Annotated in this window: 25 protein-coding genes and 1 tRNA gene; 13 read left to right on the top strand and 13 right to left on the bottom strand. The window is 69.4% G+C overall.

What is annotated here, in order from left to right:
- Window positions 1–9: 9 nt before the first annotated feature.
- The 3 genes from orn to ABCU91_RS09775 all read right to left on the bottom strand — a co-directional run bounded on the left by orn (window position 10) and on the right by ABCU91_RS09775 (window position 1,385).
- Complete coding sequence (gene orn, locus ABCU91_RS09785) at window positions 10–630, bottom strand: oligoribonuclease (RefSeq protein WP_413353537.1); 621 nt, start codon at window positions 628–630, stop codon at window positions 10–12.
- A 46-nt stretch (window positions 631–676) separates the two neighbouring features.
- Window positions 677–749 (bottom strand) — tRNA-Arg (locus tag ABCU91_RS09780).
- A gap of 27 nt (window positions 750–776) precedes the next feature.
- Window positions 777–1,385: a YczE/YyaS/YitT family protein gene (locus ABCU91_RS09775; protein ID WP_413353536.1), complete on the bottom strand. Its 609-nt coding sequence runs from the start codon at window positions 1,383–1,385 to the stop codon at window positions 777–779.
- A 60-nt stretch (window positions 1,386–1,445) separates the two neighbouring features.
- Between ABCU91_RS09775 and ABCU91_RS09770 the strand changes: the two genes are divergently transcribed.
- Entirely contained in the window at window positions 1,446–2,870 is a 1,425-nt protein-coding gene (locus tag ABCU91_RS09770; protein ID WP_406924190.1) for a PLP-dependent aminotransferase family protein, read from the top strand.
- A gap of 10 nt (window positions 2,871–2,880) precedes the next feature.
- Here ABCU91_RS09770 and ABCU91_RS09765 read toward each other — a convergent pair whose 3' ends face one another.
- Window positions 2,881–3,126 carry a hypothetical protein gene (locus ABCU91_RS09765; protein ID WP_413353535.1) on the bottom strand — a complete coding sequence of 82 codons (246 nt, stop codon included), beginning with the start codon at window positions 3,124–3,126 and terminating at the stop codon, window positions 2,881–2,883.
- Window positions 3,127–3,249: 123 nt separating this feature from the next.
- Here ABCU91_RS09765 and msrA point away from each other — a divergent pair, with 123 nt between their 5' ends.
- From msrA to ABCU91_RS09740, 5 genes are all read left to right on the top strand, one after another.
- Window positions 3,250–3,774: a peptide-methionine (S)-S-oxide reductase MsrA gene (msrA, locus tag ABCU91_RS09760; RefSeq protein WP_091353812.1), complete on the top strand. Its 525-nt coding sequence runs from the start codon at window positions 3,250–3,252 to the stop codon at window positions 3,772–3,774.
- 181 nt (window positions 3,775–3,955) lie between these two features.
- Window positions 3,956–4,426, top strand: a complete 471-nt coding sequence (locus tag ABCU91_RS09755) for a single-stranded DNA-binding protein (protein ID WP_406924192.1) — start codon at window positions 3,956–3,958, stop codon at window positions 4,424–4,426.
- A 45-nt stretch (window positions 4,427–4,471) separates the two neighbouring features.
- Window positions 4,472–4,963, top strand: coding sequence for a DUF6993 domain-containing protein (locus ABCU91_RS09750; RefSeq protein ID WP_406924193.1), 492 nt, complete (start codon window positions 4,472–4,474; stop codon window positions 4,961–4,963).
- Window positions 4,964–5,013: 50 nt separating this feature from the next.
- The gene (gene ettA, locus ABCU91_RS09745; RefSeq protein ID WP_406924194.1) at window positions 5,014–6,693 is read left to right on the top strand and encodes an energy-dependent translational throttle protein EttA; all 1,680 of its coding nucleotides are present in this window, start codon (window positions 5,014–5,016) and stop codon (window positions 6,691–6,693) included.
- Window positions 6,686–7,165 carry an acyl-CoA thioesterase gene (locus ABCU91_RS09740; protein ID WP_406924195.1) on the top strand — a complete coding sequence of 160 codons (480 nt, stop codon included), beginning with the start codon at window positions 6,686–6,688 and terminating at the stop codon, window positions 7,163–7,165. Before ettA ends, ABCU91_RS09740 begins: the two co-directional genes overlap by 8 nt.
- A gap of 6 nt (window positions 7,166–7,171) precedes the next feature.
- Here ABCU91_RS09740 and ABCU91_RS09735 read toward each other — a convergent pair whose 3' ends face one another.
- The gene (locus tag ABCU91_RS09735; RefSeq protein ID WP_413353534.1) at window positions 7,172–8,044 is read right to left on the bottom strand and encodes an acyl-CoA thioesterase; all 873 of its coding nucleotides are present in this window, start codon (window positions 8,042–8,044) and stop codon (window positions 7,172–7,174) included.
- A 61-nt stretch (window positions 8,045–8,105) separates the two neighbouring features.
- On the opposite strand from ABCU91_RS09735, the gene ABCU91_RS09730 reads away from it, so the two are divergent.
- Window positions 8,106–8,780 carry a hypothetical protein gene (locus ABCU91_RS09730; protein ID WP_406924197.1) on the top strand — a complete coding sequence of 225 codons (675 nt, stop codon included), beginning with the start codon at window positions 8,106–8,108 and terminating at the stop codon, window positions 8,778–8,780.
- Window positions 8,781–8,791: 11 nt separating this feature from the next.
- Here ABCU91_RS09730 and ABCU91_RS09725 read toward each other — a convergent pair whose 3' ends face one another.
- From ABCU91_RS09725 to pepN, 7 genes are all read right to left on the bottom strand, one after another.
- Entirely contained in the window at window positions 8,792–9,241 is a 450-nt protein-coding gene (locus ABCU91_RS09725; protein ID WP_406924198.1) for a globin, read from the bottom strand.
- Window positions 9,238–10,341 carry a mechanosensitive ion channel family protein gene (locus ABCU91_RS09720; RefSeq protein WP_413353533.1) on the bottom strand — a complete coding sequence of 368 codons (1,104 nt, stop codon included), beginning with the start codon at window positions 10,339–10,341 and terminating at the stop codon, window positions 9,238–9,240. Before ABCU91_RS09720 ends, ABCU91_RS09725 begins: the two co-directional genes overlap by 4 nt.
- A gap of 10 nt (window positions 10,342–10,351) precedes the next feature.
- Window positions 10,352–11,077, bottom strand: a complete 726-nt coding sequence (locus tag ABCU91_RS09715) for a response regulator (RefSeq protein ID WP_413353532.1) — start codon at window positions 11,075–11,077, stop codon at window positions 10,352–10,354.
- Window positions 11,074–12,327 (bottom strand): sensor histidine kinase, encoded by a 1,254-nt coding sequence (locus ABCU91_RS09710; RefSeq protein WP_413353531.1) that lies wholly within the window; start codon window positions 12,325–12,327, stop codon window positions 11,074–11,076. The genes ABCU91_RS09715 and ABCU91_RS09710 overlap by 4 nt, the downstream gene beginning before the upstream one ends.
- A 9-nt stretch (window positions 12,328–12,336) precedes the next feature.
- On the bottom strand, window positions 12,337–13,167 hold the full coding sequence (locus ABCU91_RS09705) for an ABC transporter permease (protein WP_406924200.1): 831 nt from the start codon (window positions 13,165–13,167) through the stop codon (window positions 12,337–12,339).
- On the bottom strand, window positions 13,164–14,078 hold the full coding sequence (locus tag ABCU91_RS09700) for an ABC transporter ATP-binding protein (protein WP_406924201.1): 915 nt from the start codon (window positions 14,076–14,078) through the stop codon (window positions 13,164–13,166). Before ABCU91_RS09700 ends, ABCU91_RS09705 begins: the two co-directional genes overlap by 4 nt.
- Window positions 14,079–14,186: 108 nt before the next feature.
- Window positions 14,187–16,736: an aminopeptidase N gene (gene pepN / locus ABCU91_RS09695; RefSeq protein ID WP_413353530.1), complete on the bottom strand. Its 2,550-nt coding sequence runs from the start codon at window positions 16,734–16,736 to the stop codon at window positions 14,187–14,189.
- A gap of 124 nt (window positions 16,737–16,860) precedes the next feature.
- Here pepN and ABCU91_RS09690 point away from each other — a divergent pair, with 124 nt between their 5' ends.
- From ABCU91_RS09690 to lnt, 6 genes are read left to right on the top strand one after another with little or no spacing between them, the layout of a single operon-like run.
- Window positions 16,861–17,397, top strand: a complete 537-nt coding sequence (locus ABCU91_RS09690; RefSeq protein ID WP_406924203.1) for a ribose-5-phosphate isomerase — start codon at window positions 16,861–16,863, stop codon at window positions 17,395–17,397.
- The gene (locus ABCU91_RS09685; protein ID WP_413353529.1) at window positions 17,397–18,389 is read left to right on the top strand and encodes an Fpg/Nei family DNA glycosylase; all 993 of its coding nucleotides are present in this window, start codon (window positions 17,397–17,399) and stop codon (window positions 18,387–18,389) included. Before ABCU91_RS09690 ends, ABCU91_RS09685 begins: the two co-directional genes overlap by 1 nt.
- A gap of 22 nt (window positions 18,390–18,411) precedes the next feature.
- Window positions 18,412–19,065: an FMN-binding negative transcriptional regulator gene (locus tag ABCU91_RS09680; RefSeq protein ID WP_413353528.1), complete on the top strand. Its 654-nt coding sequence runs from the start codon at window positions 18,412–18,414 to the stop codon at window positions 19,063–19,065.
- Window positions 19,062–20,564: an amidohydrolase gene (locus ABCU91_RS09675; protein WP_413353527.1), complete on the top strand. Its 1,503-nt coding sequence runs from the start codon at window positions 19,062–19,064 to the stop codon at window positions 20,562–20,564. Before ABCU91_RS09680 ends, ABCU91_RS09675 begins: the two co-directional genes overlap by 4 nt.
- An 8-nt stretch (window positions 20,565–20,572) precedes the next feature.
- The gene (locus ABCU91_RS09670) at window positions 20,573–21,103 is read left to right on the top strand and encodes a gamma carbonic anhydrase family protein (RefSeq protein WP_413353526.1); all 531 of its coding nucleotides are present in this window, start codon (window positions 20,573–20,575) and stop codon (window positions 21,101–21,103) included.
- Between the two features lie 56 nt (window positions 21,104–21,159).
- The gene (gene lnt, locus ABCU91_RS09665; protein WP_413353525.1) at window positions 21,160–22,713 is read left to right on the top strand and encodes an apolipoprotein N-acyltransferase; all 1,554 of its coding nucleotides are present in this window, start codon (window positions 21,160–21,162) and stop codon (window positions 22,711–22,713) included.
- Window positions 22,714–22,716: 3 nt separating this feature from the next.
- Here the strand turns inward: lnt and ABCU91_RS09660 are convergent, their stop codons facing one another.
- Window positions 22,717–23,088: an RNA polymerase-binding protein RbpA gene (locus ABCU91_RS09660; protein WP_091353755.1), complete on the bottom strand. Its 372-nt coding sequence runs from the start codon at window positions 23,086–23,088 to the stop codon at window positions 22,717–22,719.
- Window positions 23,089–23,097 lie beyond the last annotated feature (9 nt).

Genomic DNA, 23,097 nt, shown 5'->3' with positions numbered 1-23,097 from the left:
CCAAGTGTATTACAGTCCGGAGGCGAACGACGACACGGTGGATGCCGCGGCGATTCGCGCGTCCTCGCTCGAGGGCCCGGGGGCGGCCACGAAAACGGTCTCGCGGTAGTAGGCGAGTTCCCGGACGCTCTCACGGATGTCGGCGAGGGCGCGGTGACCGCCGTCCTTCGCAGGAGCGTTGAAGTACGCGCGGGGGTACCACCGCCGCGCGAGTTCCTTCACGCTGGACACATCGACGTTGCGGTAGTGGAGCCAGCGGTCGACACGCGGCATGTACCGCGCGAGGAACATCCGATCGGTCCCGATCGTGTTGCCTGCCAGCGGAGCCTTGCCCTCGGGGACGAACCGCTGGATGTACTCGAGCACCTGAAACTCGGCGTCGGCGAGGCTCACGCCGTTCGGGATCTCCTCCAGCAGGCCCGAGCTCTCGTGCATCTTCGTCACGAAGTCGTTCATGTGGGCGAGCGCGGAATCGTCCGGCTTGATGACGATCTGGAACCCGGGGTCGAGGACGTTGAGCTCGAAGTCGGTGATGACGACGGCGACCTCCACCAGCTCGTCGACCGACAGGTCGAGACCCGTCATCTCGCAGTCGATCCAGACGAGGCGGTCGTTCTCCGCAGCTGACACGTGGTCTCCTCCCACAGGAGTCGACCGCAGATGCGGCGACTCGGAGCCCCTCCAGGAGGATTCGAACCCCCGACCTTGCGGGTAGAAACCGCTCGCTCTGTCCACTGAGCTATGGAGGGAAGGATGCTCGCCCCCCAGGCTACCGCTCAGACGGCGATGGTCGCTCGACGCACGCGCAGGGCGCGCCATCGTGCGGACACATCGAGTGCGAGGTGGACGGCGGGCCCGATGAGGACGGCGAACAGAACCGTGCCGAGGCCGACGGTGCCGCCGAGGAGCCAGCCGGTGACGAGGACGCTCCCCTCGACCGCGAAGCGGCAGACCCAGATCGGCCAACCGAACCGTGCGTGCAGGCCGGTCATCAGCCCGTCGCGCGGTCCCGGTCCGAGATCGGCTCCGAGATAGATCCCGGATGCCGCCGCGATGAGCGCGATCCCGGACAGGAACACCACGATTCCCCACAGGTAGTTCTCAACCGGCGGGATGACCGCCAGCGCACCCTGCATGACGGTTCCCACGATGAGGATGTTCGCGACCGTGCCGATTCCGGGACGCTGCCGCAGGGGGATCCAGGCGAGCAGGACGATCGCCCCCGTGATGACGACGATCCATCCGATCCCGATCCCCGTCTGCACCGAGAGCCCCTCGGCGAGGACCGTCCACGGGTCGAGGCCGATGCCGGCCTGGACGAGGACCGCGCACCCGATGCCGAACAGGGCGAGACCGATGACGAGGCGGAGGAGGCGGAGAAGCATGTGACCATTTCACCGTAGGATTGGCCCCCTGCGTGCAGTCCAATCGCGGAAAGGTGGACCATGGATTCGCGAATCGGTGCGCGCGCCCTCGCCCTCACGTTGGGAGGGTGGCGCACGCGCACACCGACCTACGAGGCCCTGGCCGACGGTATCCGTCTGCTCTGCCTCGACAATCGCATCGCCGCCCACACCGCCCTGCCCGCCGAGCGGGAACTCGCAGCGGCGCTCGGCCTCAGCCGGGCGACGGTTGCGGCGGCGTACCGTTCCCTGCGTGAGAGCGGGCACATCGAGAGCACGCGCGGGTCGGGGAGCATCACCCTCCCGCAGGTGCGCCGAGGCGCCGGGCGGGTCTTCGACGACGGCGACGGGATCGATCTCCAACAGGCCAGTCCTGCGGCGTGGCCCGGTCTCGCGGGCGTGATGGCCGAGGTCGGGGCGGATGCCGCGTCCCTCGTCGGCCGGCCGGGATACGACATCGTCGGGAGCATCGACCTCCGGGCGGCGATCGCGGATCGATACTCGGCGCGCGGCATCCCGACCGATCCCGAGGAGATCCTCGTCACGAACGGGGGACAGCACGCGATCCATCTGGTGACGGATGCGCTTCTGCACCCTGGGTCGACGGCGCTTCTCGAGACGCCGACGTATCCGCACGCGACGGAGGCGATCAAGGCGACCGGCGCCCGCGTGACGGGCACGCCGGTGACCGTCGACGACGGCTGGGACCTCGACCGTGCCGTCCAGGCGTTCCGACGCGCACGACCGGCGCTCGCCTACCTGATGCCGTGGTTCCAGAACCCCACCGGGCGGACGATGACGTCCCTCGACGCCGCGACCTTCCGAGCTGCGGCGGATGCCGCCGGATCGGTCCTCGTGATCGACGAGACGACGGCGGAGCTCGCGATCGACGCCGCGGCCCCCGTCGCCCTCGACTTCGGGCATCGTGCGGTTCGGATCGGATCCCTCGGCAAGACCGTGTGGGGCGGCCTCCGGGTGGGCTGGGTGCGAGGCGATCGGGCCTTCATCCGCCGTCTCGTGGCCTCGAGACCCCGCCGCGACCTCGGAACCGCCGAGTTCGAGCAGGCCGTCGCCACCCGGTTGCTGCGGATGATGCCCGACATCCTGCCTCAGCGCGCAGCGCTGCTCGGTCGGGGGAGGGATGCCGTCGTCGCGGCGCTCCGGACCTCGTTGCCCGGGTGGAAGGTCCCCGTGCCGCACGGCGGTGTGTCCTTATGGGTCGGACTCGACGCGCCGCGAAGCGGGTCCCTCGTGCTCGCCGCGCGCCGGGAGGGCGTGTTGCTGTCCGCGGGACCCCGGTTCTCGGTCGACGGGGGCTACGAGTCCTACCTCCGCGTGCCCTTCACGGCCCCTGCCGGCCAGATGCGCGACGCGGTGGCCGTCCTCGCGCGGCTGTGGCCCGAAGTGAGCGGCCACGCTGCGGCTCCTGCCATCGACGAGACGGAGGCCGTCGCCGCGATCGTCTGAGCAGACCCGCTCAGCGCGAGTCGTGGAGAGCGGCGACCGCATCCTCGATCCGACAGAACTCGCCGAGTTCGACGAACCCCCCGACGTAAGCGCGGAATCGGCGCGCGCCGAACCGGTCCGCCCCCTCCCCGCCGACGCGGGCGAGATGGCCGATGACGAGGCCCGCGGCATCCACGACACGCCACAAGCGGTCGGACGCGGGCGCAAGCCGGTACGAGCGGAGCCGGGGATCGGTGCTCACTGAGATGGTGGTCAAGGTGCCTCCTCTGCGTCGAGTCGCACGGTACGCTCGGCCTCCGACACGCACCCCGCCACGGAACACCGGAGGCGTCGACAGCGTTGTCCTCCTCGACGATCAACAGTGAAAGGAAGGTCTCGAATGCAGACCTATGTGCTTGCCGGCGGATGTTTCTGGTGTCTCGATGCCGCGTACCGCGCGCTCGAGGGTGTCGTCTCGGTCGAGTCCGGCTACGTCGGCGGATCCGTCCCTTCACCGAGCTACGAGCAGGTGTGCACCGGCACGACCGGGCATGCCGAAGCGGTCAAGGTCACGTTCGACGAAGAGGTCATCCCGTCCGACGTCATCCTCGACGCGTTCTTCACGATGCACGACCCGCGCCAGCTCAACCGGCAGGGGAATGACGTCGGGACCCAGTACCGGTCGGCCATGTTCCCCGCCGACGACGCTCAGCGTGAGACGTTCGAGAAGGCGGCCGAGCGCGCGTCGGATTGGTGGGGCGGCGGACTCGTGACGACGATGGAGCCCCTGAGCGAGTGGTACCCGGCTGAGGACTACCACCAGGACTTCTTCACGAAGAACCCCGGACAGGGCTACTGCCTCGCGGTCGCCGTTCCGAAGGTGAACAAGGTCCGTGCGCGCTTCGGGGAATACGCGCGCCGCTGACGCGCAGACGGAGTCTCCTCCCCAGCGCCCCTGCTCCCGACCATCTCCACCGGTCGGGAGCAGGGGCGCTGCGCATCCCGCGGGGGCCGCGATCCTGAGTGCGCTCCGACGTCCGCCGGGCACGCGGGCGTCGGAGCATCGATCGGGCACGCCCGTGCCCTCGACGACTGGAGGAATCGCCATGAAAGACCACATCACGATCGTCGGCAACGTCGCTGCCGACCCCGAGTTCCGGCGCCTGCCGGACGGCACCCCCGTCGTGTCGATGCGGGTCGCCAGCACCGACCGCCGATACGACGCGAAGGCGGGCGCATGGGTCGACGGACTGACCAGCTGGTACCGGGTATCGATCTTCAGGACACTGGGCGAGCACGTCGCGGCGTCGGTCCGTAAGGGCCAGCGCGTCGTCGTCCACGGGGTCCTCGCGATCAAGCGGTGGGAGGCGGGGGAGAAGTCCGGAACGGATGCCGAGATCGACGCCCTCGCGATCGGCCACGACCTCGCCTTCGGCACGACCGTCTTCACCGGCGCCGCGCGGCCGCGAAGTGAGGCGCCCGCGGCGGACGCCGAACCGGGATGGGCCCCGGCGGACGCCGTTCCCGCCGCGGACGAGGCGCACTGGGACGCCGCCCCCGTGCCCACTCCGTTCTGAGTCGGCTCAGCAGGCTCGGAGGTCGCACCCCCTAGACTCTGGCCCGTGCGCAGACACCAGCCCTCCGTGGGATCCCGCCTGCTTCTTCTCGTGCTCGCGCCCACTGTGGCGGTGTCTCTCGCCGCCTGTGCTCCAGAGCCGACTCCTGCGCCCTCCGAGCCCGCGCCATCGTCGCCCGTCGCGCCGAGCCCCTCCGCGGATCCCTCGCCGACACCGGCGGCTGACACCGCCGAGGCGCAACTGTCCGACTTCACCGCCGCGATGAACGGCGTGTGGAACGGGTCGAAGTCGGTCAAGGGCCGCGACTACATCGACGCACTCGTCTCAGCGGGCTTCCCGAAGGACGCCATGCAGGTGACGCAGGACGAGACCTCGGTCGACGACCCCGCGGACAGCATCCAGTTCTCGGTTCGCGTCGGCGACGAGTGCCTCGTGGGCCAGGTCGGTCCCTCCGTCTCGCGCCCGACTGCGATCGTCATGCCTGGCCTGCCCGAGGGCGAATGTCTCGTGGGGCAGACGCGTCGCATCGATTGGTGACGCCCGGACGGTCCCGCCGCGAGGGACGGCACACGTAGACTTGGGCCGTTATGGCCGAATACATCTACTCCATGGTCCGCGCCCGCAAGGCGGTCGGCGAAAAGCTCATCCTCGATGACGTCACGATGGCGTTCCTGCCCGGCGCCAAGATCGGCATGGTCGGCCCGAACGGCGCCGGTAAGTCGACGATCCTGAAGATCATGGCGGGTCTCGACACCCCGTCGAACGGCGAGGCCAAGCTCTCGCCCGGGTTCTCAGTCGGCATCCTCATGCAGGAGCCGGAACTCGACGAGTCCAAGACCGTCCTCGAGAACATCCAGGACGGCGTGGCGATCAAGCCCAAGCTCGACCGGTTCAACGAGATCTCCGCCCTCATGGCCGATCCCGACGCCGACTTCGACGCGCTCCTGGCGGAGATGGGGACGCTGCAGGAGGAGATCGACGCGGCCGACGGCTGGGACCTCGACTCCCAGCTCTCGCAGGCCATGGACGCGCTCCGGACGCCTCCGGCAGACGCCGCCATCGCGCCGCTTTCCGGTGGCGAGAAGCGCCGTGTCGCGCTCGCCAAGCTCCTCCTCCAGAAGCCGGACCTCCTGCTCCTCGACGAGCCCACGAACCACCTCGATGCCGAGAGCGTGCTCTGGCTCGAGCAGCACCTGCAGGCGTACAAGGGTGCGGTCATCGCCATCACCCACGACCGGTACTTCCTCGACAACGTCGCGGAGTGGATCGCGGAGGTCGACCGCGGCCGCCTCATCGGCTACGAGGGCAACTACTCGACCTATCTCGAGAAGAAGGGTGAGCGCCTCGACATCCAGGGCAAGAAGGACGCCAAGCTCGCGAAGCGCCTGAAGGAAGAGCTCGAGTGGGTGCGCTCGAGTGCCAAGGGCCGCCAGACGAAGTCGAAGGCTCGTCTCGCTCGCTACGAGGAGATGGCGGCAGAAGCGGAGCGGACGCGGAAGCTCGACTTCGAGGAGATCTCGATCCCGCCGGGGCCGCGCCTCGGAAGCGTCGTGATCGAGGCGAAGAAGCTCCAGAAGGGCTTCGACGGCCGCTCTCTCATCGACGGCCTCAGCTTCAGCCTTCCGCCGAACGGCATCGTCGGCGTCATCGGCCCGAACGGCGTCGGCAAGACCACGCTCTTCAAGACGATCGTCGGCCTAGAGCCCCTGGACGGTGGCGACCTGAAGATCGGCGAGACGGTCAAGATCAGCTACGTCGATCAGTCGCGCTCCAACATCGACCCGAACAAGACGCTGTGGGAGGTCGTCTCGGACGGCCTCGACATCATCACGGTCGGCAAGACCGAGATCCCCTCGCGCGCCTACGTGTCGAAGTTCGGGTTCAAGGGACCGGACCAGCAGAAGAAGGCCGGCGTGCTCTCCGGCGGTGAGCGCAACCGCCTGAACCTCGCTCTCACGCTCAAGGAGGGTGGCAACCTGCTCCTCCTCGACGAGCCGACGAACGACCTCGACGTCGAGACGCTGAGCTCGCTCGAGAACGCGCTGCTCGAGTTCCCCGGCTGCGCGGTGGTCATCACGCACGACCGGTGGTTCCTCGACCGCATCGCGACGCACATTCTGGCGTACGAGGGCACCGCCGAGGCGCCCGACCAGTGGTACTGGTTCGAGGGCAACTTCGAGGCGTACGAGGCGAACAAGATCGAACGGCTCGGGGCCGACGCGGCGAACCCCGCGAAGTCGACGTACCGCAAGCTCACGCGTGACTGACGCTCGCATCCGCGTTCCCATCCACCTGCGGTGGGGCGACCTCGACGCGTACAACCACGTCAACAACGCGTCGATGCTCAAGCTCCTCGAGGAGGCGCGCGTGCGCGCCTTCTGGGTGCCGGGAGCAGGAGAGCGGGTCGTCCCCACCGCGGTGATCGACGCGAGCCACGGTGCGGCTCACCTCACCCTCATCGCCCGGCAGGAGATCGAATACCTCGCGCCCGTCCCGTATCAGCGCGACCCGATCGACGTGCAGATGTGGTTCGGCAAGATCGGCGGCTCGAGCGCCGAAGTGCACTACGAGGTCTTCACTCCTGCCGGCCAGGAACCGCGGACGCTGTACGCCCGGGCATCCACGGTCATCGTGCAGGTGGATGCCGTGAGCGGGCGGCCCGTGCGCCTCGCGCCCGAGACGCGAGCGGCCTGGGAGCCCTACCTCGGCGAACCGCTGCCACCGCTCGGACGGCGCTGAACCGGCTCAGCGCACGTCGGGCATCCGAACCATGATCTCCTGTGCGACGGAGGCGACGAGCAGTCCCTCGCGGGTGAAGATGCGACCGGTGGCGAGTCCGCGGCCCCCTTGCGCGCTCGGGGACTGCTGGACGTACAGCAACCACTCGTCGACCCGCGCCGGTCGATGCCACCACATGGCGTGATCGAGGCTCGCGACCTTGAGACCCGGAGTCGCCCACGACGCGCCGTGCGCCCGCAGGACCGACTCCTGGATCGTGAGATCGCTCATGTACGCGAGGGCCGCGCGGTGCAGCCGCGGGTCGTCGGGGACCTCGCCGCGCGTGCGGACCCACACCGACTGGTGCGCGACGCGCTCGCCCCCCACGCTCGCGTAGATCGGATCCTCGACGTGTCGGACCTCGACGGGACTCTGGTCGAAGTGCCGCTTGCTCATCGGGTGCAGCCCGGCCAGGACGGAATCGTCCGAGAGGCGGTCGGGCCCGGGGATGCCGGCGGGCATCTCGTCCTGGTGTTCGAGCCCGGTGGCATCCACTTCGAAGGACGCGATCATCGAGAAGATCGGCACCCCCTCCTGGAAGGCCTGGGTCCGTCGCGTGGAGAAGGAGCGCCCGTCGTGGATGCGGTCCACGGAGAAGGTCATGCCGCGGGTCGAATCGCCGGGCCGGAGGAAGTAGCCGTGCATCGAATGGGCCGCACGGCCGTCGTCGACGGTGCGCTCCGCGGCGATGACCGCCTGAGCGAGGACCTGACCGCCGAAGACCCGCCCCAGGGGCATCGCCTGCGAGACACCGGTGAAGATGTCCTCTGTGGTCCGGGCGTCGCTGGATGCGAGGTCCAGTACCGCCAGGAGCCCGTCGACGTGTCCAGATTCCGGCACGGTGCGTCCCTTCCAGGCGCCCGATGCGATCACGATGCCCCCGGTTGGTAGTTTAGGTCGGATGGCTCCGCACCTCGTCTTCCCCGACTCGCGCACGGCGACCGACCTCCTCACCTTCGCCGCTCGTGCCGCCCGGCTCGGGGACCCGGCGGTCCGCCTGCGCGCCGTCGGCGGGACACTCGCGGTGTCCGCCGCGCCGCTGTCCCCCCGGGGGTTCGGTGACGACACACCGACCGTTCTCGGGATGCGCTTCCTGCGGATCGACCCCGAGCTCGAGTGCGACCTCGTCGTGGATGCCGGGGCCCTGAGAGCCGGTGGCGATGCGAGCACCGTCGCCCTTCCCGACAGCGGCGTCACGGCCGCGTGGGCCGGGATCTCGCCGCCGCGCGGCGGATGGGTCCCGGGGGAGCCTGTCGCAGCGGATGCGCTCGCGCTTGCCGTGCGTCGCGGCGTCGACGCGGTCGCCACGGCCCTGCCCGCCTCGCCCGGAGAGGATCTCGTCCGAACCGTCCGGGCGGCCGTGTGGGGCGCTCCCGAACCCGAGCTGAGGGGGCTTGTCGCCGGTGTCGCCTTCGCCGCCGACGCGCTGGGATTCCTGGGAGAGGACCGCGACGAACAGGCATCCGTCCGTCGAACGGGCACGTGGACCCGCGTGAGCCTGGCCCGAGGCCATGTGCTCGTCAGGGCGGGGAACCCCACCGGGCTCACGACGGTGCGGACGACCGGCGGCCGCTGACCGGCGAGTCGTCAGGACTCGGGGTGCAGCGGCAGCGTCGTGCCGCCGTGCGGCTTCGCCACCGGCCCGATTCCCGTCGGCTCGAAGGTGTTCACCATGGCGTGGGCAGCGCGCTGCAGGTAGTCCCACAGAGTGGCCTCGTGCAACGGCGACAGCTCCGCTTCGTCGACGGCGATGCGCATGGCTCGCAGCCACCGGTCACGCGCGTCGGGGTTCACGTGGAACGGCTGATGACGCATCCGCAGGCGCGGGTGCCCGCGCGTCTCGCCGTAGGTGGTCGGGCCACCCCAGTACTGCTCCAGGAAGAGCAGCAGGCGCTCGGCAGCCGGTCCCAGGTCCTCTTCGGGGTACATCGGACGCAGGACGTCGTCCGTGGCGACTTCGCGATAGAACGCGTCGACGATGCGGCGGAAGACCTCGTGTCCGCCCACCTCGTCGTAGAAGGTGCGCTGATCGCTCATGGTGCGGATGTCCCCTCCGGCGCGTCGCCGTCGGTCCGACCGCGCTTCTTCGGCCGCCATGCGAGACGCGGCGGGGTCGCAGGCGGCGTGACCTGCTGCGGCTTCGTCTTGGGAGGGTTGGCTCCTCGCACGCTCTGCGCTGCGTCGGCGCCCGTCAGGAAGGTCGATTCCAGCTGGGGGAGCGGGACGCCCAGGTCGTCCAGCGCCTTCTTCAGACGGGTGCGGAGGGCGCGTGACACGTCGTCCTTCGCGTTGGGCCGGGTCCGGACCACGAGGCGGGTGACGATCGTCTCGCCGCTGATCGACTCCAGGCCCCATACCTCGGGCTTGTCGATGATGCGGGTGCGCCATTTGGGCTCGCGCACGAGGTCCTTCGCCGCGGCCAGCATGGCCTCCTCGACGGCCTCGAGGTCGGCGTCGAGGGGAACTCCGACGTCGACCACCACCCGCGCCCACCCCTGCGACATGTTCCCGATGCGGGTGATCTCGCCGTTGCGGACGAACCACAGGGTGCCGTTGACGTCACGGACGTGCGTCACTCGGACGCTCACGTACTCGACGACGCCCGTGGCCAGCCCCACGTCGACGACGTCGCCGATGCCGATCTGGTCCTCTGCGACGATGAAGATCCCGTTGAGGACGTCCTTGACGATGTTCTGCGCGCCGAAACCCAGACCGGCTCCGATCGCCGCAGACAGCAACGTGAACGACGCGAGGACGTCGCGATTGAGGATGAAGACGATGGTGAGGGTGGCGATGATGACGATCGCGACGTTGACGATGTTCGTGAGGATGGACCCGAGGGTCCGGGTGCGTTGCACGATGCGCACCTGAGCCAGCGGCGACATGTCGATCGCGCGGGTGTCCTCCGCCGCGGCCCGGGACTTCGCCCCCGTGACGATGCGATCGACGACGCGGCCGATGAGGCGACGCATGACCCACGACAGCAGCAGCGCGACGACGACGGTCACCGCCACCCAGAGGAGACTCCACCCCGCGGACACGAGGAAGGCGAGGAATCCGTCGCGAATACCCTCCCATCCGCCGGGCGCGGGGGCAGGCGACGAGGAAGAGGACGCGGCGAGATCGGTCGAGGTCATCGTTCCGATCCTATCGAGGCCACCCTTCCTCCAGCTGGGCACCGCCGCTGTCGACGGGGTCCGCGAGTCCGTGCGCGATGAGGACTGCATGCACGCGATCCCGGGCCGGGAGCTTCGCCAGGATGCGACCGACGTGAGTCTTCACCGTCGACTCGCCCAGGAACAGCTCGTCTGCGATCTCGGCGTTCGTCAGACCCCGCGCCATCGCCCCGAGGACCTCCTCCTCGCGGGCGGTCAGCGAGCCGTGTCCGCGCGGCGCAGGCTCCGGAGACCCTCCCGGGAGGGTTCCGCCGGTGTCCGTGACCAGCTCGATCATCCGTCGAACGATCCGCGGCGCGAGAGTGGCTTCGCCCGCGGCCACGGCGCGGACGGCGGCGACGAGCTCGTCTCGGCCGGCATCCTTCAGCAGGAAGCCTCCTGCTCCGGCGCGCAGTGCGCCGAACGCGTACTCGTCCAGGTCGAAGGTCGTCAAGACGAGGACGCGCACCGTGGGGTGGTCCCGCGCGATGCGCGCCGTCGCCTCGATTCCGTCGACTCCCGGCATCCGGACGTCCATCAGCACCACGTCGGGTCTCAGCCGCGCCGTCGCCTCGACGGCGCCGGCTCCGTCGGCGGCCTCGCCCACGACCTCGATCCCGTCGGCGGCTTCGAGCACCATGCGGAAACCGAGACGGATGAGCGACTGGTCGTCGACGATCAACACCCGCACGGAGGCGGGGGAGGGGGACGTGCTCACGCGGTGGTCTCCTGTCGGGGGATGTGGGCCGTCACGGACCACCCGTGCGGCTGTCGCGGGCCCGCCGTGACGGTACCGCCGGCCAGCCCGACGCGCTCGCGGAGCCCCCGGAGCCCGAAGCCGCCGGCGTCGGTTCCGACGGTCGTCGGAAGGCCGTCGTCCGTGACGCTGACCGAGACGCCGTCGGGTGCGTGGCGGATGGCCACATCGATGTGCGTCGCAGCCGACGCGTGGCGGAGGACGTTGGTGACGCCCTCCTGCACGATCCGTGACACCGCGAGCTGCGTCCGGGAATCGAGATCCCCAGGATCGCCCGAGACGACCAGACGTGTGTCGAATCCGGCGGCGCGCGCCGACGCGACGGTCTCCGCCGTCGTGTCACGGGCGAGCGGCGCGAGAGGTGCCGCTTCGTGCTCGCGGAGGATGCCGAGGGTCGCCCGCATGTCGCGGAGCGCCTCTCTGCCGGTCGCCGCGATGGCTTCGACCCCGGGTCGCGAGCGTTCGGCGTCGCGCGAGGCCGCGACGCCTTCCGCGAGGGCGACCATGACGGTCAGCGAGTGAGCGACGATGTCGTGGAGCTCGCGCGCGATCCGCTCGCGCTCCGACGACGCGGCGAGCTGCGCCTGCTGGTCGCGTTCGACCACGAGACGCTGCGAGTGATCGATGAGCGCCTTCACGTAGCGTGCCCGGGAACCGACGTTGGCTCCGATGAGACCGCCGATCACGGCGTTGAGGGTCTCGTTGACGAGGGACCCCCAGACGACAGTCGCCGAGCTGGCCTCGGTTGCGGTGAGAATGAGCCCTGCGCCCGCGAGCGCCGCTGTCCCGATCATGCCGCCGACGAGTGCGGCGCGGGAACTGACGTAGACGGCGACCGAGTACGTGGCGACCAGCAGCAGCGGCCCGGTGATCGGCGCGGGAGCGAACATGTACGCCAGAGCGACGACGTACGAGGTCGCGAGGACGATCAGCGGATGACGGCGCCGCAGGAGAAGCGCTACGGAGCCGAGGACGACGATGACTCCCAGAGTCGGCAGCACGTCCCGCCACTCGCGGGCGTTGGTGCCGACACCCTCCGGCAGGATCGGGGTCGCGATCACCGGGATGGTCGACACGAGGAGGCAGATGACGGTGACGAGGATGTCGGCGAACAGCGGATGCCTCGCCCAGTAGCGTCGCAGGATGCCCGGCGGACGAGGAAGCCGCAGCTCGCCCTCCGCGGAGGAGGAGCTGCGGCTTCGAGTCGTCACGCCAAGACCTTACGCGTCCCGCGTGCGCAGGAGAGCCCAGCCGGTGATCAGAGCAGCAGCGGGCCAAGCGACGATCGCGATCAGCGCAGGCACGACGTCATCGCCGCCGCCGTTCACCAGGGTTCCCGCCGCGTTGTACGGAAGGTACTGCGCGAGGTCGACGACCCAGCGCCAGCTCTCTCCGAAGGCCGCGAAGATGCTGAGGATCAGCGGAGCGACGAAAAGCAGACCGACGGTGGCCCCGATCGCCCCCGCCCCGTTGCGGATGATGAAACCGGCGCCCAGACCGAGAAGCGTCACGCTGGCGATCGCGAGGAGCGAGTAGCCCAGCGGGACCCAGGTGAGGTCTGCGTCGTCCCAGGCGAATCCATTGCTGCCGTAAATCGGTGTCAGGATCACGATCGCGATGAGCGAGGTCAGGACGGTGGTGGCCACCAGAGTGGCGCCGGCCACGATCGTCTTCGCGAGGAGGACGGCTCCGCGCCGAGGCTCGGCAGCGATGGTGGATCGGATCATCCCCGTGGAGTACTCGCCGGTGATCGCCATCGCGCCGAAGATCCCGGCGACGAGCATCGTCAGCTGCAGCGGTGACACGACGGCCGTGACCGGGTTGAGCGGGACCTGGTCGCGGAACTCGTCGGGGAGGCTCTGGGTCGCTAGACCGACAGCCACCGCGATGCCGACGGCGAGGAGAACCGTGATCCCAAGGGACCACCAGGTCGATCGAAGTGTGAAGAGCTTCAGGGTCTCGCTCCGAAGAAGACGTCCGAAACTCAGCCGGTAGGAGGACGACGATGCCGTGGGTCGCGCCGCGGCGCGTGTTTCGGTCGTGACGCTCATGCTGCTGCTCCTTGCGTGCGGTACTCGACGGAACCCTCGGTCAGGGCGAGATAGGCGTCCTCGAGCGAGCCGCTGCGCGGCGTCAACTCGTGGAGTGCGATCCCGTGCTGCGCCGCGATGTCGCCGACCACGGCGGCCGTGGTGCCGGTGATGTCGAGGAGACCGGACTCCGAGGATGTGACGATGATGTCCGGTCCTGCGACCAGCTGCGCGAGTTCGGCGGCACGCGGCGAACGCACGCTGACGGCGCTGCGCGTCCACGCGCTCACGAGATCCGAGATGCCGGCGTCCGCCAGTACGCGGCCTCGCCCGAGCACGATGACGTGGTCGGCCGTGAGGGACATCTCGCTCATCAGGTGACTCGACAGCAGGACCGTGCGTCCGGAGGCCGCCTGGGCGCGGACGAACTGGCGCACCCAGCGCACACCCTCGGGGTCGAGCCCGTTGACCGGCTCGTCGAGGATGAGCGTCTGGGGGTCGCCGAGAAGAGCTGCCGCGATCCCGAGCCGCTGACCCATGCCGAGGGAGAACTTGCCGGCGCGCCGCTTCGCGACGCTCTGGAGGCCGGTGATCTCGATCACCTCGTCCACCCGTGAGCGCGGGATGCCGTGGGTCGCCGCCATCGCCAGCAGGTGGTTGCGGGCGCTCCGACCGGTGTGGACGGCCTTCGCGTCGAGCAGGATTCCCACCTCGGTCAGCGGGGAGCGCAGCGACCGGTAGTCGCGCCCATCGAGGGTAACGCGCCCCGCAGTGGGACGGTCGAGTCCCACGATCATCCGCATGGTGGTCGATTTGCCTGCGCCGTTGGGCCCCAGGAAGCCGGTCACCTTGCCGGATTGAACCGTGAAGCTCACGCCATCGACGGCTGTCTTGTCTCCGTACCTCTTCGTGAGGCCTTCTGCAACGATCATGTGCTTCACGCTACGGACGGACTGGGATCCGTCGCGTCCCCCGCGAGCAGGAGATCGGGGCGGTCATGTCCTCCCGTGGTACGACATGACCGCCCCGACGGGCCGTGCTCAGTCCTGTGCGTCGCGCTCCTGGACGGACAGCGCCCGCTCGACACCGGCCAGGTTCTCGTTCACGAGACGTCGCAGAGCGGCCGGGGCGTCGCGGTGCTCCGCGAGCCACCCGCGCGTCGCGTCTCGCAGGGCGGCGTCGGCCAGCGGCGCGGGGAAGAGGCCCACGATCAGGTACTGGGCGATCTGATAGGTCCGCGACTCCCAGACGGGCAGAAGCATGTCGAAGTACGCGCCGACGAACTCGCTGAGGGCGCCGGTGCCGGCGGGGTGAACGAATCCTGCCGCGGCGGAGCGGACCACGGTGTTCGGCAGGTCACCGCTGTCGATGAGGGAGGACCAGGCGGCACGCTTCGCTTCGACGGTCGGGAGAGCAGCCCGTGCCTGGGCGGCGAACTCTCCGCCCTTCGCGGTGTTGTCGGCGGCCAGCGCCTCGTCGATGTCGGCCGCGGAGACGACCCCGCCCGCCGCGAGCGAGACGAGCAGCGCCCACGACAGGTCCGCGTCGATCTCGAGACCCTCGAGCGCGAGCTCACCGGAGCGCAGCTGTCCGACACGCTCCCACTGTGCGGTGGTGGCCGCAGCAGAGGCGAACGCGGTTACGAACTGAAGCTGGCTGTCGCTTCCCGCTTCGGCGCCCTGGGCGAGGTCCCAGACACCGTCCGCGACGCGCCGGCGCGCGGCATCCCGCCTGTCCGGAGCGACATACGAATTGGCGGCTAGCTGCAGCTGAGCGAGGGTCGTCCGCACGGTGGTCGACTCGGTCTCGGAGCCGATGTTCTGGAGGACGAGATCGATGTACTCGGATGCCGAGGCCTCGGCGTCACGGGTCTGGTCCCACGCGGCGCCCCAGACGAGGGAGCGCGCGAGCGGGTCGCTGATCTTGCTGAGGTGCGCCGTCGCGGTTCGAAGGGAGCGCTCGTCGAGACGGATCTTCGCGTACGCGAGGTCGTCGTCGTTGAGGAGGACGAGGTCGGGCTGCGAGAGGCCGACGAGCTCGGGGACCTCGGTCAGGTCGCCGTCGACGTCGAGTTCGACGTGGTGGGTGCGCACGAGCGCGTCACCGTCGAGGGTGTAGAAGCCCACTCCGAGGCGGTGCGGACGGATCGTCGGGTAATCGGCGGGCGCCGTCTGCACGATGGCGAATCGCGTGATCGCACCGTCGCCGTCGACGCGGATCTCGGGCGCGAGCGTGTTGACGCCGGCGGTCTCGAGCCACTTCTTCGACCAGGTCGTCAGCTCGCGACCGCTGGTGGACTCCAGCTCCACGAGCAGGTCGCTGAGCTCGGTGTTGCCCCATGCGTTCTTCTGGAAGTACGCGGAGACGCCGGCGAAGAACGCTTCGATGCCGACCCAGGCCGCAAGCTGCTTGAGGACGGATCCGCCCTTGGCATAGGTGATGCCGTCGAAGTTAACCTGCACATCCTCGAGGTCGTTGATCTCGGCGAAGACGGGGTGGGTCGAGGGGAGCTGGTCCTGGCGGTACGCCCAGGTCTTCTCCATAGCGTTGAACGTCGTCCAGGCCTCCGTCCACTCGGTGGCCTCTGCGGTCGCGATGGTCGACGCCCATTCGGCGAACGACTCGTTCAGCCACAGGTCGTTCCACCACTTCATGGTGACGAGGTCGCCGAACCACATGTGGGCGAGCTCGTGGAGGATCGTGACGACGCGACGCTCTTTCACGGCATCCGTCACCTTGGAGCGGAAGACGTAGGTCTCGGTGAAGGTCACCGCGCCGGCGTTCTCCATGGCGCCGGCGTTGAACTCCGGCACGAAGAGCTGGTCGTACTTCGCGAAGGGGTACGGCACGCCGAACTTGTCCTCGAAGTAGGCGAAGCCCTGGCGGGTCTTCTCGAAGATGTAGTCGGCGTCGAGGTACTGCCAGAGGCTCTTGCGGGCGAAGACACCGAGGGGGATGGTGCGGCCGTCGGCGCTCGTGAGCTCCGAGAACACCTCCTCGTACGGGCCGGCGACGAGCGCGGTGATGTACGACGAGATACGCGGCGTCGGCTCGAACGACCAGGTCGCGACGCCGTGGCCCGCAGCGTGCGGCTCGGGCGTGGGGGAGTTGGACACGACCTTCCACGCGGCGGGGGCCGTGACCGTGAAGCGGAACGTGGCCTTCAGGTCGGGCTGCTCGAACACGGCGAAGACGCGACGGGAGTCGGGAACCTCGAACTGGGAGTACAGATAGACCTCGCCGTCGACGGGGTCGACGAAACGGTGCAGGCCCTCGCCGGTGTTCGTGTACTCGCAGTCGGCGACGACGACGAGTTCGTTCTCGTCGGTGAGCCCGTCGAGTGCGATGCGGGAATCGGCGTAGACCGCGGCAGGATCGAGAGAGCGGCCGTTGAGGGTGATCTCGCGGATGCCGCGGGCGATCAGGTCAACGAAGGTCGAGGCGCCGGCGGTCGCGGCGAAGCGGATGACGCTCCGCGAAGCGAAGACCTCGTCACCAGTCGTCAAATCGAGCGTAACGTCGTACGAATGCGTCTCGACGGTCGCGCGGCGCTCCTGCGCTTCGATGCGGGTGAGGTTCTCTCCAGGCACGTTCGTGTCTCCCAGGGGTGAGGGTGGGGTGCCGCGGACGGGCGCTGCTGGCGCCGACGGCAACCGTCACAGCCTACGCCGATGGCTCGCCGGAACGGGGTACCGGCGTCCCTAGAATCGTCACATGCGCATCCACATCGCGACCGACCACGCGGGCATGGAATTCTCCACCCGTCTGCAGCATCACCTGGCCGAAGCCGGTCACGACGTCGTGGACCACGGTCCGGTCGAGTACGACCCGCTCGACGACTACCCGTCGTTCTGCATCCGTGCGGCGCAGGCCGTCGCCGAGGACCAGGCTCGCGGCATCCAGACCCTCGGCGTCGTCTTCGGCGGCTCCGGCAATGGCGAGCAGATCGCCGCGAACAAGGTGCGCGGCATCCGTGCCGCCCTCGTGTGGAGCATCGCGACGGCGGAACTCGCCCGTGAGCACAACGATGCGAACGTCATCGCGATCGGTGCGCGCCAGCACACGTTCGACGAGGCTGTCGGCTTCATCGACCGCTTCATCGCCACCCCGTTCTCGGGTGAGGAGCGCCACGCGAGGCGGATCGCGCAGCTCGCGGCGTACGAGACCGACGGCACGCTCGAGGCCGACCCTCGCGCCGTGACCCCCGACGTGCTCGATGCTTCGGAGACCTTCGACCCGGAAGCCGGCTGATGCCCGAGGGGCATTCCGTCCACCGCATCGCCCGCCAGTTCGACCGGAACTTCGTGGGGCGGCCTGTGTCCGCGTCGAGCCCTCAGGGCCGGTTCGCCGAGGGCGCCGCGGTCCTCGACGGCCGCACGCCGGTCGAGGCGCGCGCCGTAGGCAAGCAGATGTTCCTGGACTTCGGCGACGACGTCTGGCTGCGCGTGCACCTCGGCATCTACGGGGCGTGGGATTTTGCGGGCGAGATCCTCCTCGATCCGACGATCGCCTCGGCAAACGGACGCATGGGACAGACGAACCAGCGCGGCGTCGACCCGGTCTACGACGACGCAGGCGAGAACTCCCTCTCGTCGATCGGCGCGCCTCGGCGCGCGCGCGGAGCGGTCCGGATGAGCGAGCAGACGAAGGGCCTCGCCGAGCAGACGGATGCCGAATGGCCGCCTCCGATCGTCGGGCAGGTTCGCCTGCGCCTGCTGACCGATTCGACGTGCGCGGACCTCCGTGGTCCGACTGCCTGCCAACTGCAGACGACCGACGAGATGCTCGCCACCGTCGCAGCGCTCGGGCCCGACCCCCTCGTCGATGACATCTCGGAGGGCGAGGAGCGCTTCGTCGCCGCGGTGCGCCGCAAGCCGACTCCGATCGGGCAGCTGCTGATGGACCAGAAGGTCGTAAGCGGGATCGGCAACGTGTACCGCGCCGAGATGCTGTTCCGGGCGAACCTGAACCCGCACACGCCCGGCCGTGACGTGCCGGAGGAGACCCTCCGGCTGCTCTGGCAGGACTGGGTGCGCCTCCTCGCGATCGGCGTCGAGACCGGTCAGATGATGACGGTGGACGACCTCGATCCGGAGGCCTACCGACGTGCGATGGCCAGCCGCGACGACCGTCACTGGGTCTATCACCGGGTGGGACTGCCCTGTCGTGTCTGCGGGACGGAGATCCTCCTCGAGGAGATGGCGGCGCGGAAGCTGTACTGGTGCCCGCGGTGCCAGGCCTGAGCGCGGCAGAGGAGCACGAAGAGTGAGACAGAACCCGAGCTTCGCGATGAGCGACGTCGCGGAGATGCGCCGTGTCATCGACGCTCACCCGTGGGTGACGATCGTGAGCGACACCGAGACGGGTCTCGTCGCGTCGCACTACGCCGTCCTGCTCGACCCGACGCGCGACGACCTGACGATCGTCGGCCACGTGGGGCGTCCGGACGACCTCATCCACGGACTGGGGGAGTCCGAGCTCCTGGTCGTCGTGCAGGGGCCGCACGGATACATCTCGCCCGGCTGGTACGGCGACGGCCCGGCCGTACCGACCTGGAACTTCGTCTCCGTCCACCTGCGCGGAGTGCCCGAGATCCTCTCCGCGGAGGAGAACCTCGACGTCCTCGAGAAGCTCGTCGACCGCTTCGAGTCGGGGCTGCCCGAGCCGCGTCCGATGTGGGAGGCACCCAACGACGCCGAGTTCGTCCGGCGCCTCGAGAAGGGGACCGTCGGCTTCCGGCTCACGCCCACCCACGTGACGGCCAAGCGCAAGCTCAGCCAGAACCGTCCCGAGGACGTCGTCGACACGATCATCGAGCGGTTGGATGCCGGGGCGAGTCCGTACGCGGATCCTCGCCTGGCCGACGAGATGCGTCGCTCGCGAGATGCCATGCGGCACGCGCGGGAGACCCGGCCGTGACCCCCGGGCGGGGCGAGGCGATCAGCGTCGTCGCCGATGTCCGGCTCACCGGGGCGGACCGTGTGGACCCGTTCGGGGACGATCCCGTCGACGTGCACGTCCGCGACGGTCTGATCATCGACATCGCTCCCGCGGGCGCTCTGCCGGCACGAGGAGTCGTCGTCGACGGCTCCGGCGGCTGGCTCGTGCCGGGTCTGTGGGATCACCACGTCCACACGGTGCAATGGGCCCTCACCGCGCAGCGGACCCCGCTCGGTGACGTCGAGAGTGCGGCCGAAGCGGCATCCGTCATGGGACGTTCACCCGTCCTGGACGACGGGAGGCGCGTCGGCACGGGGTTCCGGGATGCCTTCTGGGCCGATACCCCCAGCCTCACGCTGCTCGACGAGAGAACCGGCGATGTGCCGACGTACCTCATCAACGCCGACGTCCACAGCGTCTGGCTGAACAGTGCGGCCTTCCGGCGGGAGTCCATCGTCCCCCCCGCCGATGGCATCCTGCGCGAGGAGCCCGCGTTCGAGATCTCCCGCCGTCTCAACGACCTGGACACCGCCGTGGTCGACCGGTACGTTCACGCCGCCCTGAACCGCGCGGCGGCACGGGGCGTGACCGGCATCGTGGACCTCGACATGGCCTGGAACGCGGATGCCTGGACTCGACGCCTCGCGGCGGGCTTCGACGGCATGCGGGTGTCGTTCGGCGTGTATCCCGACCTTCTGGAGCGGGCGATCGCCGAAGGCCTCGCGACGGGCGATGCGCTCGACCCCCTGGGTCTGGTCCGCGTGGGATCGCTCAAGGTGATCACCGACGGATCGCTGGGTACCCGCACCGCCGCGTGCTCCCACCCTTACCCGGACGATCCGCACAACACCGGAGTCATGACTGTCGCCCCGGAGAACCTCCGCGCCCTCATGGTGCGCGCCACCGGATCCGGAATGTCGTGCGCTATCCACGCGATCGGCGACGTCGCCAACTCCCATGCGCTCGATGCCTTCGCGGCTTCGGGTGCAACGGGAACGATCGAGCACGCACAGCTCGTCGCCCACGCCGACATCCCTAGGTTCGCTCGCCTCGGCGTCGGTGCGAGCGTGCAGCCGGAGCACGCGATCGACGACCGCGACCTGACCGACTCGGTGTGGGCCGCGCAGACGGCTCTGCCGTACCCGCTCCGCTCGCTCGCCGACACCGGGGCGAACCTCCTGTTCGGATCGGATGCCCCGGTCTCGCCGCTCGATCCGTGGGCGGCGATGGCGGCGGCCGTGCACCGCACGCGCGGCGGCCGCGAGCCGTGGCACCCGGATCAGGGCGTCTCCGCAGCCGTCGCGCTCGCGGCATCCACCTCCGGCGGATCGGCGGCCGGGAGTGCGCTCGAGCCCGGGGCAGTCGCGGACCTCGTCGTGGTCGACCGTGATCCGCTCACGGCGTCGGACGCGGAGATGCGCACGACGCAGGTCGCTGCCACGATCCTCGCGGGTCGGCTCACCCACATCGCCCCCTGAGGAGAACGATGACCGTCTCACCGCACGCCAGCGTCATCCCCCTGCCCGGTGCGGCGCCCGCCATCGCGGAGTCCGCCTTCGTCGCGGCGGGTGCCCGTGTGGTCGGGGCCGTGACCCTGGGGGTGCTTTCGAGCGTCTGGTACAACGCGGTGCTGCGTGGCGACAGCGCCCGCATCGTCATCGGCGCACGGAGCAACGTCCAGGACGGCGTCGCGATCCATGTCGACGCGGCGCACGGCGTCGAGGTGGGAGACGACGTCTCGATCGGACACAACGCCGTCGTGCACGGATGCCGAATCGGCGAGGGCACGCTCATCGGGATGGGCGCCGTCGTGCTCTCCGGTGCCGTCGTCGGGGCAGGATGCCTCGTCGCGGGCGGTGCTGTGGTCCTCGAGGGCACCGAGATTCCCGACGGCTCTCTCGTGGCGGGCGTCCCCGCGAAGGTCCGCCGCGAGCTCACAGCGGAGGAGCGAGCGGGCATCCTTCGGAACGCCGAGATCTACCTCTCGCACTCGGAGCGGCACGGGTCGGCCATGTGATCGATGCGCGCTCCGCCTTCAGCGGCGCCATAGCGGGACTCCTCTAAGCTTCGTCCGTGCCCGGCCGTCCTGTCCTCCCGCTCTGGCTCGCGCTTCCCGTGGCGGTCGCCGGTGGCGCGGTCCTCGATCTCGCGTATCCCGACATCGGCATCTGGCCCCTCGCCTTCGTCGGCGCCGCCATGACCCTCCTCACCCTCATCGGTCGGTCCGCCTGGGGCGCCGTCGCGGTCGGCGCCGTCTTCGCCGCATCCTTCTACCTCCTGCACATCGCGTGGATCACGCGCTACCTCGGCCCCGTGCCGTGGTTCGCCCTCGCAGGCGTCGAGACCGTCCTCAGCGCCGTGGGTGCGATCGCCATCACGCTCTGCTATCGATGGCTGCCTCGGGTGCTACCGGCGCGCTGGGCGCGCGTGACGCTCCTTCCCGCACTGGTCGCAGCCGCGTGGACGGCGAGGGAGCAGTTCATGGGCTCCTGGCCGTACACGGGCTTCCCGTGGGCCCGGCTGGGCATGAGCCAGTCGGATGGACCGCTCGCCGAGCTCGCGTCGTGGCTCGGCGTCAGCGGACTCACCTTCGTCATGGCCTTCACCGTCGCGGCCGCCATCGAGGCGGTCCGGATGCGGTTCTGGCGTCGACTGCGGCTCGCCGCCCCCGTTGTGGCCGCCGCAGCCCTCCTCATCCTCATCCCGCAGTTCCCGACGACGGACGCCGGCACGATGCGCGTCGGGGCGGTGCAGGGCAACGGGCCGTCGGGCTATTTCGACGAGCGGAGCTCATACGACGTCTACCGTGCGCAGCTCGCGGCGACCCAGCCGCTCGTCGGCGAGGACATCGACGTCCTGTTGTGGCCGGAGGGCGGTGTCGATTCGGACCCGCTGAATGACGAGTCGATGGCGAAGGCCCTGGACGAGCTCTCGAAGAAGGTCGACGCTCCGCTGATCATCAACGCCGCCACCGAGCGCGGCAGCAAGGTCTACAACTCGTCGATGCTCTGGCAGGCGGGCGCGGAGAACCCGATCGCCATTCACGACAAGACGCACCCGGTCCCGATGGGGGAGTACGTCCCGGACCGCTGGTTCTTCGAGGCGCTCGCTCCAGACCTGGTCGGTCTGATCCAGCGGGAGTACACGCCGGGCACCAACCCGCCGTTCTTCAACGTGAACGGCGTCGGCGTCGGGTTGGCGATCTGCTTCGATGTCATCTACGACGACGTCATCTGGCAGGGCGCTCGCGATGGGGCCGAGGTGTACATGTTCCAGACGAACAACGCTGATTTCCGCGGAACCGACGAGAACGTGCAGCAGCTCGGGTTCGCTCGCATGCGGGCGATCGAGACGGGCCGCGCCGTCGTCAACATCTCGACGGTGGGGACGAGTCAGGTCATCGGCCCCGACGGCTCCGTCATCGACGGCCTGGCCGCGGACACCGCCGGGGCGCTCCTGGTGGACGTGCCGCTTCGCACCGGTCTCACGCCAGCCGTGATCATCGGCCCGGCGATGCAGTGGGTTCTCGGGTGGTCCGCCGTCCCCGCTCTTCTCCTGCTCGGCTTCGTGGTTCGCCGGCGCACGAAAGCGGCGCCGTCCCCGAAGGACGACGCCGCTGAAGTGTGAGTGTCAGGCGCTCAGCTTGCCGGAGTTCTCGCCGCGTCGGGACCGCAGGAGAGCCAGTCGCTCCTCGAGCAGCTCTTCGAGCTCGGGGATGGTGCGACGCTCCATGAGCATGTCCCAGTGGGTACGGGCTGCCTTGTCGCCGGAGTGATCCACGACGGCGACGGTGTCGCCGATACGGCGGACTGCTTCGGCTCCGCAGGTCCGGCATTCCCAGGCCTCGGGAACCTCAGCGTCTGCAGCAAAGGTCAGAACGGTCTCCCGCTCGCACTGCGTGCAGACGTAGGTGTGGTTGGTGCGCTCTACGAACACGACGCCTTCTTCGCTCTGTAGGCTCGAAGCGCCGAGACGCATGCCGCGAAGGCTGCGATCTGCCATTGTGTGGTC

The sequence above is a fragment of the Microbacterium phoenicis genome (genome assembly GCF_047302325.1).
Classification (GTDB): domain Bacteria; phylum Actinomycetota; class Actinomycetes; order Actinomycetales; family Microbacteriaceae; genus Microbacterium.
The sequence above is the reverse complement of the archived record's forward strand: the minus strand, read 5'-3'. Positions and strand labels throughout refer to the sequence as shown.

Excerpts from the sequence above, each read along its gene's own strand:
- ABCU91_RS09775 (WP_413353536.1), bottom strand. The coding sequence starts at position 1,385 with ATGCTTCTCCGCCTCCTCCGCCTCGTCATCGGTCTCGCCCTGTTCGGC.
- ABCU91_RS09770 (WP_406924190.1), top strand. The coding sequence starts at position 1,446 with ATGGATTCGCGAATCGGTGCGCGCGCCCTCGCCCTCACGTTGGGAGGG.
- msrA (WP_091353812.1), top strand. The coding sequence starts at position 3,250 with ATGCAGACCTATGTGCTTGCCGGCGGATGTTTCTGGTGTCTCGATGCC.
- ABCU91_RS09755 (WP_406924192.1), top strand. The coding sequence starts at position 3,956 with ATGAAAGACCACATCACGATCGTCGGCAACGTCGCTGCCGACCCCGAG.
- ettA (WP_406924194.1), top strand. The coding sequence starts at position 5,014 with ATGGCCGAATACATCTACTCCATGGTCCGCGCCCGCAAGGCGGTCGGC.
- ABCU91_RS09730 (WP_406924197.1), top strand. The coding sequence starts at position 8,106 with ATGGCTCCGCACCTCGTCTTCCCCGACTCGCGCACGGCGACCGACCTC.
- ABCU91_RS09725 (WP_406924198.1), bottom strand. The coding sequence starts at position 9,241 with ATGAGCGATCAGCGCACCTTCTACGACGAGGTGGGCGGACACGAGGTC.
- ABCU91_RS09720 (WP_413353533.1), bottom strand. The coding sequence starts at position 10,341 with ATGACCTCGACCGATCTCGCCGCGTCCTCTTCCTCGTCGCCTGCCCCC.
- ABCU91_RS09705 (WP_406924200.1), bottom strand. The coding sequence starts at position 13,167 with ATGAGCGTCACGACCGAAACACGCGCCGCGGCGCGACCCACGGCATCG.
- ABCU91_RS09700 (WP_406924201.1), bottom strand. The coding sequence starts at position 14,078 with ATGATCGTTGCAGAAGGCCTCACGAAGAGGTACGGAGACAAGACAGCC.
- ABCU91_RS09690 (WP_406924203.1), top strand. The coding sequence starts at position 16,861 with ATGCGCATCCACATCGCGACCGACCACGCGGGCATGGAATTCTCCACC.
- ABCU91_RS09685 (WP_413353529.1), top strand. The coding sequence starts at position 17,397 with ATGCCCGAGGGGCATTCCGTCCACCGCATCGCCCGCCAGTTCGACCGG.
- ABCU91_RS09670 (WP_413353526.1), top strand. The coding sequence starts at position 20,573 with ATGACCGTCTCACCGCACGCCAGCGTCATCCCCCTGCCCGGTGCGGCG.
- ABCU91_RS09660 (WP_091353755.1), bottom strand. The coding sequence starts at position 23,088 with ATGGCAGATCGCAGCCTTCGCGGCATGCGTCTCGGCGCTTCGAGCCTA.